This is a genomic window from Paenibacillus sp. FSL H8-0034, assembly GCF_038000305.1.
Taxonomy (GTDB): Bacteria; Bacillota; Bacilli; order Paenibacillales; family NBRC-103111; genus Paenibacillus_S.
In genome coordinates this window covers 5,515,951-5,530,591 of sequence record NZ_JBBOBS010000001.1, presented here as the reverse complement: position 1 = coordinate 5,530,591, position 14,641 = coordinate 5,515,951, and the positions used below count along the sequence as shown (strand labels likewise).

The window sequence follows — 14,641 nt, the reverse complement described above, 5'->3', positions numbered from 1 at the left end:
GAAAAATGCGTATACTAACTTTACCAGCCCGAATGGACAGTCTAACCTTTGCACGGAATGGAGGATCACGATGGAGAAAGAACAAGCAGCCGCTCGTAGTTCTAATAAATGGTTTTTTTCATTGTATATCGGCTTTTATGCTGGATTGATTTGGGGAGCAGTCAAGATGGCGGAAAGCCTGTTTCACTTCAGTAACCTGTCGCCAGGATTTATGGTTGAGCCGTTTTTTAAAAGCAGCTTTTTGGTGACGTGGCAAGGTTACTTGCTCGGTTGGTGCGTATTTATCGTGTTTTCTATAGCAGCTTCAATGTTGTACGCTTTGATTTTTGCCAAATCGGCTGGACCTTGGGCAGGACTTGGCTACGGGGCGATATGGTGGGGCTTGATTTTTTTATTGATCGGTCCCATTACAGGAATGATGAATTGGATTGCTTATCTTGATTTAAAAACGATACTGACCGAGTTGTGTTTATTCATACTTTGGGGCCTGTTTATCGGCTACAGTATTGCCTTTGAGTTTAACGATGAACGCGAACGTGAGCCATTCAAAAACGGCGGGTCCAACCCGCAGGCAGAATGAGCTTATTCGCTGTAAACATGAACCTATCGAAAAAACAGTTCTCAAATCGAAGAAACTTATGGTAAAATAAGAGGTACGCGAATTTTAGTCAACTTTTGTTGGTTATGGAGGGTCTGCTTTGAAACAAATTTTGGTATTAAATGGCCCTAATTTGAATATGCTGGGTGTTCGAGAGCCAGGCATATACGGTTCATTGTCGCTGCAAGCCATAGAAGATAATCTTCGAAAGCTCGCTGTAGAGCTGGATGTGGAGCTGGAATGCTTTCAATCCAATCATGAAGGCGCGCTGATTGATAAAATTCATGAGGCTTTCGGCAAGCAGCAGGGTATCCTTATGAATCCCGGAGCGTTTACCCATTATAGCTATGCCATTCGTGACGCGATAAGCGCAGTTCAGCTGCCATTGATTGAAGTACATATTTCCAATATCCATAAAAGAGAGCCGTTCCGCCATGTTTCGGTTATAGCTCCCGTTGCGCTTGGTCAAATTGCTGGTCTTGGAGCCGATGGCTATGAGCTGGGTCTTCGTGCTTTAGTCAAACACCTGGATGAGGCAAATCTTACGAAGTGATGCTTACGAAGTCAGTTTTCCGAAGGAAAACTTTTAGGAGGGAAACCACATGCAAGGACGTTTGGATAAATTGCGTTACGCGCTTCAGGAGCAAGGGCTGCAGGCCATTCTGATTACGAATGCGACTAATCGTCAATATATGACAGGGTTCACCGGTTCCTCAGGTTATGTGCTGATTTCGGAGTCGAAGGCGTATCTGCTGACGGATTTTCGATATATGACACAAGCCCCTAAACAGGCTATCGGTTATGAAGTGGTGGAGCATGCACCAAAGGCAATGGCTACCGTCAAGGACCTGCTGTTGAAGTTGGGTATTACGAAGGTAGGCTTTGAGCAGGATGATATGACCTATGGAACCTTCCTAAGCACGTCTGATGCATTAAACGGGGTTCAGCTTCAGGCAACCAGTGGATTGGTAGAAAAGCTGCGGATGATCAAGGATGCGTCGGAGCTGGCTGTCATGCAGGAAGCTGCTGATTTGGCTGACCGTACTTTTGATCATATTTTATCGTTCATTCAGACTGGCGCCAAAGAGATTGATATTGCACTCGAAATCGAAATATTCATGCGCAAAAATGGCGCAACGTCTACCTCATTCGAGACGATTGTCGCTTCAGGTGAGCGTTCAGCTCTGCCGCATGGCAAAGCAAGTGAACGAGTGATCCAAACGAACGAGTTCGTCAAGCTGGATTACGGCGCGTATTACAAAAGCTATTGCTCGGACATTACACGCACGGTAGTAGTTGGCCAGCCTACAGATAAGCACAAGGAAATTTACCATATCGTACTTGAGGCTCAGCTGGAAGCTCTGGACAAGATCAGACCGGGTATGACGGGTAAGGAAGCAGATGCAATTGCGAGAAATGTGATCAAGCGGCATGGCTACGGGGACTATTTTGGACATGGAACGGGTCATGGATTAGGAATGGAAATTCATGAAGCGCCGCGCTTGTCGGTACAGGGAGATACGGTTTTAACACCAGGTATGACTGTGACGGTCGAACCGGGCATTTATTTGCCAGGCTTTGGCGGGGTTCGCATCGAGGACGATATTGTCATCACAGAGACCGGTATTCACATATTAACGCATTCAAGCAAAGACTTGATTGTGTTGGCTTGAGATTAAATCTTTGGCAGCTGCTTGGGTTAGCTGATTAGCACCAGGCTGGCTGCTCACATTTTTAGGGAGGTATTTTTCCGTGATTTCAGTAAACGATTTTAAGACAGGCCTTACCATTGAAGTGGAGCATGACCTATTTACCGTAATTGATTTTCAACACGTAAAACCGGGTAAGGGTGCAGCATTCGTACGCTCCAAGCTTAAAAACCTGCGTAATGGCAATACCGTTGAGCGTACTTTTCGTGCCGGTGAAAACGTAGGCCGTGCTCACATCGAGAACCGTGAGATGCAATATCTGTATGCCAGTGGTACCGAGTATACGTTCATGGATACCGAAACTTACGACCAGTTCAGTCTGGATGCCAAGCAATTGGAATGGGAGCTTAAATTCCTTAAAGAAAACATGATGATTCATATCATGAGCTACCAAGGCGAAATTCTTGGAATTAACCTGCCGAACAGCATTGAGCTTAAAGTTGTTGAAACAGAGCCGGGTATTAAAGGCAACACTGCTACTGGTGCAACCAAAAGTGCAACGCTGGAAACGGGATTGACTGTACAAGTGCCTATGTTCATTAATGAAGGTGATGTGCTGTTGATCGACTCCCGTGAAGGTAAATACATTTCCCGCGCTTAGTCCATACCAGATTTAAAAATCTAAATCCATACCGAAACCGGTGTGGATTTTTTGCTATCCAATTTGCAGGCTGAGTCGTTCTTATTTGATTGTAGATTATGATATTTTTTGGTTTAATTAAAAAGGGGGATCGAACCTCTGTATGCATAAAGGACTGGTGAATCGATTGATTAATCTAAAAGAATATACAGAGGATAAAACCACATTATACATAGTGAGGCATGGACAAACGGAGTGGAATATTCAGCATAAAATACAAGGTCATCAGGATTCACCTTTGACAGAAAAAGGGATTCAACAGGCGCAGTGGCTGAGTGAAGCTTTGGAAGACACGAAGATCGATATCATCTACTCAAGCTCAAGCCATAGAGCGGTACGAACAGCTGAATTAATAAGACATACCCGAAATATCGAAATTAAGGAGAGCGATGCTTTCAAGGAAATAAATATGGGTGTCTGGGAGGGGAGAACACAGGAAGAGGTTCAGGATAGCGATCCGGAAGCATGGGATTATTTTTGGAATGATCCAGAGAAATTTCAGATAATGGGCGGCGAAACCTTCCGTGCTGTATCCGAAAGGTCCGTGAATGAATTAAATCGTATTCTATATGAACATCAAGGTAAATCCATCCTTATTGTAACTCACAGTGTTGTTGTGAAATTGTTAATGGCCTTGTTTGAAAATCGTCCGATGAACAACATTTGGAATCTTCCCTATATCCATCCAGCCTGCTTGTGCAAAGTCGAGCTTTTAAACGGTGTACCGGAAATTATTTTACACGCGGATATATCCCATTATCAAGAAGAAGGTCTGGAACTGACTTGAATGAACTGAAAGAGAGGTGTTTGCCATGGGAAAAATAATATGTCTGGTCACTGAGGATTTTGCGGATTTTGAGATTACGTTGGCATTTCATAAAATAAAGAACATAGGCCAGAGGGATGTGCTTTCAGCCGGTTACACCTATGAAGCTGTCATGAGTGAGTCCGGACTGTATTATAAGCCCAATTTGACAGTATCGGAAGCGTTGCAGCTTGATGATATTGAAGCACTTATTATTCCCGGAGGGCCAATCCAAGATCAACGACCGGAGCTTACTGACCTGATAGTTAAGCTGAATAGCGGCAAGTTGCTGCTCGCAGCGATATGTAATGGGCCTCAATATCTGGGGAGAGCAGGAGTGCTGCACAGTCATGCCTTCACCACCTCATGCTCGGTAGAAGCGATCCATAAGCTCGGTGTCGAGGACCCTTTCCCCAGAGTGAACTATAGGGATGAGAGGGTTGTGAGGGACGGAAATATCATTACAGCCAAAGGCCGCGCATTTGTTGATTTTTCATTTGAGGTGTTCGATTATTTGAACATTTATGAAGGTCGGTATGAAGAACAAGAGCAGTTATTTAAAGACATAATGAACAAATAGATCAATGAGATGGACGTAATAAAAGAGGTGAAGCGATGAAAGATAAGATCAATCGGGTAGATATTCAAAGAGTAGATGAGCTGGATCTGGCTAAACTGCAGTCTTTGTACATAGAAGCGGCTGCCTGGATGGAAGCAAAGGGTATTGATCAATGGAGAACAAGTGATTTTACAACCGAGCATATGCACAATCTGATCCGGCAGACGGAGCTGTACCAGGTGAACTGGAACGGTGCGATTATTGGAGGCTTATCGATCCAGTGGAACGATGCTATCATCTGGAAAGAGCTGGATGGCGATAATGAAGCCGGTTACTTACATAAACTAGTCGTGAAGAGAGAATATAACGGCTTAGGTATTGGGAATACAGTGCTTCGTTGGTGTGAGACATATATGAAAATGAATGGTAAAAAGCTGCTCAGGCTGGATTGCGTACCGAGTAATGTGAAATTAAACGAATATTATGTAACCGCCGGATTTGAATTTCGAGGACGTACGGAGGGTAAGGGCTGGGCTGCAAATTTATATGAAAAAGCTGTTTTATGACAGTTAAAAAGGATCAGAAATGCCGATATAGGCTATATGAATACTTATATCCGTGCTATTGTACAAGAAGACGCGATTTCAGGTAGATGAGCTGACGATGAAGTATGATGGTTATGACATGAAAAAGAGCCCGGCAGAAGCAGATTAAGACACAATATGCTCGATGACGGGCTATGATTACTTTTAAGAGGTGATAAAATCACCGCCATTAATATGCATCGTTTCCCCGGTTACAAAACGGGAGTCATCACTCGCTAAATAAACGTAAGCTGGCGCCAGCTCAAACGGCTGTCCCGCGCGTTTCATCGGGGTGTCCAAACCAAAGACGGAAACCTCCTGTGCGTTATAGCTGGATACAATAAGCGGTGTCCATATCGGACCTGGAGCTACAGCATTGACACGAATGCCCTCTTCTACTACATTTAACGCAAATGAACGGGTGAAAGAGACGATGGCTCCTTTGGTAGAGGAATAATCAATCAGATTTTTGCTGCCTCGGTAAGCGGTAATGGAGGCGGTGTTGATGATACTATCTCCACGGGTTAAATGGGGAAGAGCTGCCTGTGCCATAAAGAAATACGAGAAGATATTCGTCTGGTAGGTTTGCAGCAGCTGTTCTTCACTGATATCGGTCAGTTTTTGCTGCGGGTACTGAACGCCTACGTTGTTTACAAGTATATTCAGCTTGCCGAAAGTTCCGACTGCTGCATCAACAATGGATTGACAATTGCTTTTGGAACGTACATCGATACGAATGGGGAGACAGCGCTGTCCAAGCTGGCGTATGCGTGCGGCTGTTACATCCGCGTCAGGCTGCTCATAGAGGTAAGCGATGACTACATCTGCACCTTCCTTGGCAAATGCAATAGCTACGGCGCGGCCGATGCCGCTGTCCCCACCCGTAACAATGGCAACCTTCCCTGCAAGCTTGCCGCTACCCCGATAGGCAGGGTTTTCGTATATAGGGGGAGGGTCCATTAAGTATTCAAGGCCTGGCTGCCGATCCTGATGCTGTGGTGGAAAGGAGATGGGCTGCTCATAACACTTGTCTTCCTTGCTGTAATACGGATACATCGGATAATGGGTCATGTGAACCTCCTGTTTGTTATAAATGCCTATAAGCCCACCCTATTCAAGTGACGCATTACTTGTGAAAGAAATATATGATTAGGGTCAAATAGACCATTTTTTTAAAAAACGAGATTGGTACCGTATTCATTTTGGTCAGCAGCATACATAACGCCAAGTGATTGGTATTGTGAGATTCTAGGACTGCCTGCAGATGGTTTGTAAATGCCCTCGATTATAATAAATGTGAAAAAAAGATAATGACAATTACTTACAATCATGGATGGAGGACTTAGTATGGATTGTCCTTTTAAAGAAATATTGAGCTCGGAAGAAGAGATTCGGGAAATTGTAGGCTATCCGAGTGAGCTGGTTATGAAGAAGGGGATTAATCGATTGGATCAGCATTGTCGGGATTTTATTGCCCTATCCCCTTTACTGTTTGTCGCAACCTCGGATGATCGAGGATGCTGTGATGTTTCTCCCCGCGGGGATGCACCAGGGTCTGTACTGGTTCTGGATGAACAGTACATAGTCATACCGGAAAGACCGGGCAATCGCAGAATCGACTCACTAAGAAATATTATACTCAATCCTGCTATTGGACTTATCTTTCTCATTCCTGGTCTTGAAGAAACCCTAAGGGTTAACGGTAAAGCCTATGTGATCAAGGATGATGAAATTTTGCAGCAAATGAAAGTCAGGGACAAACAGCCAAGCTTGGGAATCGGTATTGAGGTAGAGGAATGTTTTATTCATTGTGCCAAGGCTTTTAAACGATCGGGACTATGGGATTCCCATACGTGGGTAGATCAGGAGGAGCTGCCGTCGGTTCCCACTATTTTATCGTCTCATGTGAATTCTGCTGAATACACCGTCGACATCATAAATAAGGGACTGCAGGAAAGCTATGAGAAAAGGCTGTATTAGCTGATACATTATTAAGGAATATCAACAACCTGCACGCATGCAAACCTAAACCAGGGAGAGCTGAGCATGGCACAAACGGAAGCTATTATATTTGATCTTTTTGAAACCTTGATCACTGAATTCGTCAATGGTAGTCGCAAAGTGAGTAGAGCATCCAGAGATTACGGCAATTTAATAGGTCTTTCTAACAGCGAGTTCCAGCAGCAGTGGAACAAACGGCAAGAGATGAGAATGAATGGAGGATTTCCAACCTACCACGCAGTCATGATGGATATTCTTGAAAAGAACGATGTGCCCTATGTAGAGCAAGTTATCGAAGCCCTTTACCAAGAGCGTATTCATGAAAAAAGAGTGCCTTTTATAGATATAAACACGGATGTTATCGACTTGTTGAAGCAATTGAAGAGAGAGCCTGTCAAGCTGGGCCTAATTAGTAACTGCACGGAGGAAGAAGTTCAGGGATGGGCAGAATGTCCGTTAGCGGATTATTTTGATGAGGTGATTTTTTCTTATCAAGTTGGGTGTGCAAAGCCGGATGCTGCTATATATGAGCTAGCCTGTTCGCGTTTGGGGGTCAACCCAAAGCATTGCATGTTTGTTGGAGATGGTGGCTCTAACGAATTGGCAGGAGCTCGCAATGCTGGTATGGATGCGTATCAGGCGGCCTGGTACGTCCCCGACTTCATCAGCAGTAAAATCTCAGGTTTTCCACGATTAACGAAACCGATTGAGCTTTATGAGCAGTTACAGACTGAGAAATGATAGTAGTCTGCATCAAACAGGATGAATGTTGCACAAGAAAGATTTCCGAGAGGTGATTGCCCTTATGAATGCACCGGTGTTCCAGTATAAGGACTTTATGCAGGAGGACTTTCCGATCAAATTTGAAATCAGGACGGAAACCAACTACAATCCGTTCTCTCATGGCCATGAGTTTTTGCAAATTTGTTATGTTCTGACCGGCGTGTGCCGGCATGTGGTTGAAGGTCAGCAGATGGATTTGCAGCGCGGAGATTTATTCTCCATTCCTACCTCTACGATGCACTGTTTTATGCCGATTGATAAACAAGCCTTTGAACTGGTACAGCTGGATTTTATGCCTTCACTTCTCGAGGAAAACATTAAGGAACTATCGAAAATTTCATTAACCTGTCCATTGCTGATCAATTTGTCCCCTCGTTCACAGATCGTCATCGAGCGTCTGGTAGAGGAGATCAAAAGCGAGCTGGATATTAAGGATGCCTATCATCAATATGCGGTCCGCGCTGATTTGCTGAAGATTCTCGTCATGATCACCCGCGAGGTCAGAGGCTGGGCTCAGCAGGCAGGGTCCGGTTATGAACAGTCTATACGTGAGGTCATTCATCATATGGAGCAGCACCTCGATAAACCGCTGACTTTAAAAGAGGCAGCCTCGCGAGTATCTGTTTCGCCTAATTATTTCAGTTCGCTGTTCAAAATGGTCACCGGAGTCACTTTCAGCGGTTTTCTGTCGGAGCTGCGTTTACGTAAAGCTGGTGAGCTGCTGCTTCAATCGGATTTGTCGGTGGGAGAGGTGATGGAAGCAGTAGGTTACTTGCACACCGGGCATTTTTTTAAAACGTTTAAAATCAAGTATGGAGTCACGCCTTATGCTTACAAACGAAATCATATAAATATCGGTAAATAGTGTAGTTTTGTAAGAAGATTGTGAGGTCCCCCTTCACGAGGCTTCAGCTATAATGAGTTTAGGAACATGATGAAGGCCTCGAACCTACTAAGCTATCATTCACAGAATTGCAGATTTGCAAAATGGGATGAGCTGCCTGATTGGAGATTAGTGATGCGAACATTAGTAACGGTATGGAAAAAGGAACTAAAGCAGCTGATATTTACCGAAGAGGTGATCAGGCAATTAGAGTCGGTAGCCGAAGTTGACTGGGTGACAGAAGGGATACCGTATCGAGTGGATCAATTTGAACAGGACATCCATCAATATGATGCTTGTCTGACATCCTGGGGTTCGCCAAAGTTAACCGCCGAAGTGTTGGCCCAAGCGAAGCACCTAAGCTTTGTCGGTCATGCAGCTGGAACGTTAACACCCTATGTCGATCCGGCGATTTTCCAAACACCTATAAAAGTGGTCAATGCGAATACGGCGCTTGCCAGATCCACGGCTGAACTGGCTGTAACGCTTATGATGAGCGGCTCATGGGAAATTTCGAATTACCGTGATCGATTGAAAAACGGACTGTGGGGAGACAGCGGCAGCGGCAATACGGTTATGGGACTATCCGGCCAGACAGTTGGGATCATTGGTCTTGGTGAAATTTCCAGAGAGGTTATCCGTATCCTTCATGCCTTTAACACGCGAGTGCTATTGTATTCACCTTATTGCTCAGTGGAGGAAGCGCAGGCGCTCGGTGTTACTCTCTGCAGTCTGGAGGATGTGTTAAGGAACAGCCGTATCGTGTCCCTTCATGATACATTGACGACGTCTACAAGAGGGATGATAGGTAAAGAGCAATTAAAGCTGCTTGCCGACGGTGCTTTGTTAATCAACACGGCACGAGGTCCTTTGATTGATGAGACGGCTTTGCTGGAGCAGCTTACATCCGGGCGCATATCTGCCGCATTGGATGTGTACCATAGTGAGCCTGTTCAGGCAGACTATACTCTGCTGAAGCTGTCCAATGTGTTGTGCTTACCGCACATTGGCGCCTTTTCCGGCTATTGGAAGTCGCAGCTGGCTGCGATGGTAGTGGAGGACTTGGTCAGATTCACGTCAGGGCAACCATGCTTAAGAGAAGTGAACGAAGAACGCTTCTTGCGAATGACTGCACAATAACTAACCATAACATTGATGATGATTGGGACTAGAATTCTAATCAGGGGAGCGAGGATATAATGAAATTATCTTTTACTACATTAGGATGTCCCGAATGGGAGCTGGATTTAATTATCGATAGAGCTGTTGAATATGGTTTTGATGCGATAGATTTTCGTGGAGTTTCCGGGGAAATGAACATCTACAAGCTTCCGGCTTTCTCTGTTGATGTACTCCAGACCCGAGATCAAATTAAAGCTGCTGGACTTCAGGTATCGTGCTTTTCCAGCTCGGTACATGTGTTCTCCAAGGAGAATTTCGAGAAGAATGTAGAGGAAATCAAAGAATACGTCAAGCTCTGCTCCATATTTAACACCCGTTATATTCGTGTATTCGGTGGGGCTATAGGTGACACGGATCGTGCAGAGGCTGTCCATACCATGGTACAGCATTTTCAAGAGCTGGGTGCGTTGGCGAAGGCGCATGGTGTGAAGCTGCTGCTGGAAACCCACGATGACTGGACCGCAAGTGCTGATGTCCAAGCGGTTATGGAGCAGGTAGATACAGAAGCGATTGCTGTACTATGGGATCTGCATCATCCAGTCCGGACGCTGGGTGAGCAGCCGACGGATACATGGCAATCACTAAGTCCTTGGGTGGAATACACCCATGTGAAGGATTCAAAGCTGTTGCCACATACTGACGGTCAATTTCAATATTGTTTAACCGGGGAAGGCGATATACCATTAGTAGATACGATCAAGCTGTTACAAGAGAACGGGTATGACGGCTACTTTACATTTGAATGGGAGAAAAAGTGGCACCCGGAGATCCAGAACGCGGAGGAGTCATTCCCGCAATATGTACAATTTATGAGAGCATTGGCTTGATTCACAAGTTAGTTCTGTAGTGGATTACATGGAGTTGATTTCATAAATAAAAGACTGCTGGGTTCATGTTTGATATGCTCCCCTTTAAGTAGAGTGGTTTATTTTGTAAACCTGTCTACTTAAAGGGGCGCAGTTCAGTTGAACAACCCAGCAGTCTTTTTTATATTTGTACGAGTAATAAAATAATGGAAGATAAACACAGACAAGTACTGATCAAACAGAGGAATAATACGACCTGCTTATGGTTGAGACCCGCACGCAGCAGACGATAATGCGCTTGGCTTGCATCTGCTTGATAAATGGATTTTCCTTGCAAAAACCGCTTGACGACGACAAAGATGTTATCGAAGATCGGAACACCGAGAGCGAGAATCGGGATAAAAAGCGATAGTACAGTGGCTTGCTTAAAGGCGCCATCCAAAGCTATAACCGCCAGTATAAATCCGAGAAAGGTTGCTCCGGCATCACCCATGAAGATTTTGGCGGGTGGCTTGTTATATCGCAAGTAAGCGATGGTCACACCGACCAAAATAATGGCCATAATGGCGGAGTTGGATTGACCTTTTGCTAAGGCTACGATAAACAGGGTAATAGCCGATATGGCAGAGAGTCCGCCAGCAAGTCCATCCATGCCGTCCGAGAAATTAATGACTGTCGTGACACCGAAGATCCATAAGATCGTTAATATAAATTGCAGCAGTACCGGAAGCACTACATATTCACCTGAAAACGGGTTATAAAAGCCATCGAAGGTGATTCCTGAAGCATAAACCAGAATGGCGGCTGATACTTGAACAATGAGCTTCGGTAAAGCAGGAAAGTCTTTGCCCTTGGTTTTGTACCAATCATCCATCGTACCTATCACCAATAATAAAACCCCGCCTGCAAAAATAGCGCCAGTTTGTAGACTGAAATCTCGGGTAACCAGAAGATAAGTAATAAAAAAACCAATAAAGATCACATAGCTTGCCGTAAGCGGGATAGGCTCTCGGTGAATTTTACGTTCTACGTCCTGACGGGGCTTGTCCACAAAATCCAATCGAAACGCCAATTTCCCAAAAGGGGGAATGAGCAGCAGCACAATGACAAATGAAATTAGAAAGGAAAAAGCATATAAAATAATCGTCACCACCGATTGTTATGATTCCATAAGTATACATTTAATAGAGAAGATTGTCGATTGAAATCAAGTGAGCAGTCAAGCAGGACTTATTCAATTGCAGCACCTGGGGATTGCAGAATTTTTAGGTTTCGTACAGAACCTGCCCTGTTAAGGATAGATCATATCCATGAATGGAACGAAGATCATTGTGAAAGGCTTCCGTTTGCAATAGCTTAAGAACGTGTTCCAGCCAAATCTTATTTTCCGGTTTTTTTAGCATAACCAGATCATATCGCTCCTGAATTAACGGAATAAATTCGAGATTACCGACCATTAAGGCTGCCTTCTCAATACCAACTCCAACATCGGCCCCTCCTGCTGCTACTTTTCCGGCTACTGCGAGGTGGCTCGTTTCCTCCTGATCGTATCCGTTTATTTGGCTAGACGCTATATGCTGCAACCGCAGCTGCTCATCGAGCAGCACCCTGGCACCAGAACCCTTTTCACGATTCACAAGCCGAAGACCGGGTCTGCTTAAATCGCTCCAATGGCTGAGCTTTAATGGGTTGCCGCGCTGTACGTACAAACCGGCTTGACGTGAAACCAGGTTAACTACTACATAGGAAGAGCCGACAAGCAGCGTACGAATATATGGCAAATTATATGCTCCTGTATCCCCATCGAGCAAATGAGTGCTCACAATATCGGATTCACCCTTGTACATCGATATTAAACTGTCCATGCTGCCAACAAATGCCCGCAAAGGTCGAATGCCTTGAATGCTTCGTTCCATATGCTTGGCTAATAGATCAAGACTCATATCTTGGCCTGTAATCACGAGAGGACGAGTTCCGTTTAAGTTCGGAAAATGGGTAGGCGATGAATTAAAATGAGCAGATGGTGAATGAAGCACTGCTGTATGCTCAGAGTTGTCCAGCTTCTCTGGTTGCAGGGCTGGATACTGTGAGGGCGGAGTTTCTGCAGATTGGGGGTGGAGTGTCGCCTGCATCGTTTTGGATCTCTGCTTGTAGGCTTCAAGATCTGCCGCGTCTACGCGCATTTGTTTGCCAACCCGATAGGAGGGAAGCTCGCCTTTTTTAATTAGATCGTAGACGGTGAGCTTGGATATTTTTAAAAGCCTGGATATATCTTCGGTTGTATACGAGGAATCGTTGGACATGTAGACCTCCACGTGCTTGATTTGGAAAGATTCATTTCAATTATTAATTGTATCACATCTAGATTAGTTTCAGTTTTAAATCATGTTCAGTCATAGCTTGAAAAATTTCTGAGTAATCAACTATAATCAAATATAACTAATTATATCTAATTATAATATATGGAGGTTCGATGATGAGGAAAAAAGCTGTAAGAAATCAATTATGGGTACCTATTATTGCGATGACTTTACTGATTGCCGGCTGTGGGACCAAGACGGAGCCAATGGCTGAAGCCGGAGCTGGTTCAAAGCAGCAGCAAAGTGCAAGTCCAGCTCAAGCGCCTGCAGAAGCGGTGGAGCTGACAATTTCAGCGGCTGCAAGCTTGACGGATGCACTGAAAGAAATTCAGACAGCCTATCAGGCCAAAGTAAAAAGTACAAAGCTTAACTTTAATTTTGGTGCATCGGGAGCGCTGCAGCAGCAAATCGAGCAGGGAGCTCCAGCCGATTTATTTTTATCCGCGGCTACGAAGAATATGAAGACGCTTGTTGATAAGCAGCTGATTGATGCAGGCAAGCAGAAAAACTTGCTGACCAATGAATTGGTCGTTGTTGTCCCTTCAGATGGCAAGGTATCGATTGGCAGTGAAGCGGACCTATCGAAGCCGGAAGTGCTCCATGTTGCAATCGGCATACCCGAAAGTGTTCCGGCTGGCAGCTACGCCAAGGAAGCTTTAACCTACAGCAAGCAGTGGGATAGTCTACAGCCGAGACTGGTTCAAGGGAAAGACGTCAGACAAGTGCTGCAGTATATCGAGACAGGTAATGCAGAAGCGGGTTTTGTTTATAAAACAGATGCTTTGACCTCATCTAAAGTAAAGGTTGCCTTTGCCGTCGATCCGAAGAGCTATCAAGCTGTTGAGTATCCTATCGGTATTGTGAAATCGACCAAGCATAGCAAGGAAGCCGAAGACTTTTACAATTATTTGCAGTCCAAAGAAGCGCTTGATGTGTTCGTTAAATTCGGTTTTACGGTTCCTAAATAAATGACAGCTGAACTTCATTGGGGTGAGCTTTGGCCTCCAATCCGTTTGTCTCTTCAAGTTGCACTTCTCTCCAGTATCTTTGCTGCCTTATTGGGAGTCGCAGCTGCATGGTGGATGTCACGCAAATCGTTCAAGGGCAAGCTGCTGCTTGAAACACTGTTTATGCTGCCCTTGGTACTGCCTCCTACGGTAATCGGCTTTTTACTTCTAGTCATGCTTGGCAGAAAAAGTATCGTTGGCCGCTTCATCGAGTGGCTGTTTCATGCACCTGTTATTTTCTCCTGGTGGGCTGCTGTTATTGCTTCCATAGTGGTAGCCTTTCCGCTGATTTACCAGACGATGAAGGTTGGCTTTGACTCAGTCGACAGCAGTGTGGAAGAGGCTGGGCGTTCTGATGGGGCGAATGCATGGCAGGTTTTTCGCTTCATTACTTTGCCTTTGGCAGCACGTTCGCTCATAACGGCTTATATTTTGGGCTTTGCCCGTGGTCTTGGCGAATTTGGCGCGACCTTAATGATAGCCGGCAATATTCCAGGTGTTACACAGACGATACCTACAGCGATCTATGTGGCGGTAGATTCAGGCAAAACAACAATGGCCTGGGCCTGGACAATCTCGATCATTCTGATTTCCTTCCTTTTGTTGTTCATGACAAGACGTAGAGCCAGTTTGTAATCACTCAGACATTGGGTAATGCTAGAGGTGGTAATGCATACGTCGAACAATAGAGCGTGCGTGTGACGTTCCATAGGGGTTATCGCAC

17 protein-coding genes are annotated in these 14,641 nt (G+C 44.9%); 14 read left to right on the top strand and 3 right to left on the bottom strand.

The genetic code is table 11. The annotated features are described in order from the left end of the window. The first annotated feature begins 70 nt into the window (after positions 1 to 70). From NST47_RS25035 to NST47_RS25005, 7 genes are all read left to right on the top strand, one after another. Positions 71 to 580: a YqhR family membrane protein gene (locus NST47_RS25035; protein WP_341157554.1), complete on the top strand. Its 510-nt coding sequence runs from the start codon at positions 71 to 73 to the stop codon at positions 578 to 580. A 118-nt stretch (positions 581 to 698) separates the two neighbouring features. After that, positions 699 to 1,151 carry a type II 3-dehydroquinate dehydratase gene (gene aroQ, locus NST47_RS25030; RefSeq protein WP_076230018.1) on the top strand — a complete coding sequence of 151 codons (453 nt, stop codon included), beginning with the start codon at positions 699 to 701 and terminating at the stop codon, positions 1,149 to 1,151. Between the two features lie 49 nt (positions 1,152 to 1,200). Further along, positions 1,201 to 2,271: a M24 family metallopeptidase gene (locus tag NST47_RS25025; protein ID WP_341157553.1), complete on the top strand. Its 1,071-nt coding sequence runs from the start codon at positions 1,201 to 1,203 to the stop codon at positions 2,269 to 2,271. A gap of 79 nt (positions 2,272 to 2,350) precedes the next feature. Beyond that, positions 2,351 to 2,908: an elongation factor P gene (gene efp / locus NST47_RS25020; protein ID WP_076230020.1), complete on the top strand. Its 558-nt coding sequence runs from the start codon at positions 2,351 to 2,353 to the stop codon at positions 2,906 to 2,908. A gap of 142 nt (positions 2,909 to 3,050) precedes the next feature. Then, a complete protein-coding gene (locus tag NST47_RS25015) occupies positions 3,051 to 3,734 on the top strand; it encodes a histidine phosphatase family protein (RefSeq protein WP_341157552.1) in 684 nt (227 codons plus the stop codon). A 25-nt stretch (positions 3,735 to 3,759) separates the two neighbouring features. Beyond that, positions 3,760 to 4,332: a DJ-1/PfpI family protein gene (locus tag NST47_RS25010; RefSeq protein WP_341157551.1), complete on the top strand. Its 573-nt coding sequence runs from the start codon at positions 3,760 to 3,762 to the stop codon at positions 4,330 to 4,332. 35 nt (positions 4,333 to 4,367) lie between these two features. Beyond that, the gene (locus tag NST47_RS25005; protein ID WP_341157550.1) at positions 4,368 to 4,877 is read left to right on the top strand and encodes a GNAT family N-acetyltransferase; all 510 of its coding nucleotides are present in this window, start codon (positions 4,368 to 4,370) and stop codon (positions 4,875 to 4,877) included. Between the two features lie 183 nt (positions 4,878 to 5,060). Here NST47_RS25005 and NST47_RS25000 read toward each other — a convergent pair whose 3' ends face one another. Continuing rightward, entirely contained in the window at positions 5,061 to 5,966 is a 906-nt protein-coding gene (locus tag NST47_RS25000; RefSeq protein WP_341157549.1) for an SDR family oxidoreductase, read from the bottom strand. 276 nt (positions 5,967 to 6,242) lie between these two features. On the opposite strand from NST47_RS25000, the gene NST47_RS24995 reads away from it, so the two are divergent. The 5 genes from NST47_RS24995 (at position 6,243) to NST47_RS24975 (ending at position 10,571) form a co-directional block, all read left to right on the top strand. Then, on the top strand, positions 6,243 to 6,875 hold the full coding sequence (locus tag NST47_RS24995) for a pyridoxamine 5'-phosphate oxidase family protein (protein ID WP_341157548.1): 633 nt from the start codon (positions 6,243 to 6,245) through the stop codon (positions 6,873 to 6,875). 66 nt (positions 6,876 to 6,941) lie between these two features. After that, positions 6,942 to 7,637, top strand: coding sequence for an HAD family hydrolase (locus NST47_RS24990; protein WP_341157547.1), 696 nt, complete (start codon positions 6,942 to 6,944; stop codon positions 7,635 to 7,637). 64 nt (positions 7,638 to 7,701) lie between these two features. Next, a complete protein-coding gene (locus NST47_RS24985) occupies positions 7,702 to 8,544 on the top strand; it encodes an AraC family transcriptional regulator (RefSeq protein WP_341157546.1) in 843 nt (280 codons plus the stop codon). A gap of 153 nt (positions 8,545 to 8,697) precedes the next feature. Beyond that, positions 8,698 to 9,702 (top strand): hydroxyacid dehydrogenase, encoded by a 1,005-nt coding sequence (locus tag NST47_RS24980; protein ID WP_341157545.1) that lies wholly within the window; start codon positions 8,698 to 8,700, stop codon positions 9,700 to 9,702. A 59-nt stretch (positions 9,703 to 9,761) separates the two neighbouring features. Beyond that, complete coding sequence (locus tag NST47_RS24975; protein WP_341157544.1) at positions 9,762 to 10,571, top strand: sugar phosphate isomerase/epimerase family protein; 810 nt, start codon at positions 9,762 to 9,764, stop codon at positions 10,569 to 10,571. Between the two features lie 160 nt (positions 10,572 to 10,731). Here the strand turns inward: NST47_RS24975 and NST47_RS24970 are convergent, their stop codons facing one another. Beyond that, positions 10,732 to 11,700 carry an MraY family glycosyltransferase gene (locus NST47_RS24970; RefSeq protein ID WP_341159750.1) on the bottom strand — a complete coding sequence of 323 codons (969 nt, stop codon included), beginning with the start codon at positions 11,698 to 11,700 and terminating at the stop codon, positions 10,732 to 10,734. A 115-nt stretch (positions 11,701 to 11,815) separates the two neighbouring features. Then, positions 11,816 to 12,853: a helix-turn-helix transcriptional regulator gene (locus NST47_RS24965; RefSeq protein WP_341157543.1), complete on the bottom strand. Its 1,038-nt coding sequence runs from the start codon at positions 12,851 to 12,853 to the stop codon at positions 11,816 to 11,818. Positions 12,854 to 13,026: 173 nt separating this feature from the next. On the opposite strand from NST47_RS24965, the gene modA reads away from it, so the two are divergent. Both modA and modB read left to right on the top strand, forming a co-directional pair. Further along, on the top strand, positions 13,027 to 13,878 hold the full coding sequence (gene modA, locus NST47_RS24960; protein ID WP_445667397.1) for a molybdate ABC transporter substrate-binding protein: 852 nt from the start codon (positions 13,027 to 13,029) through the stop codon (positions 13,876 to 13,878). Next, on the top strand, positions 13,879 to 14,553 hold the full coding sequence (gene modB / locus NST47_RS24955; RefSeq protein WP_341157542.1) for a molybdate ABC transporter permease subunit: 675 nt from the start codon (positions 13,879 to 13,881) through the stop codon (positions 14,551 to 14,553). The last annotated feature ends 88 nt before the right edge of the window (positions 14,554 to 14,641 follow it).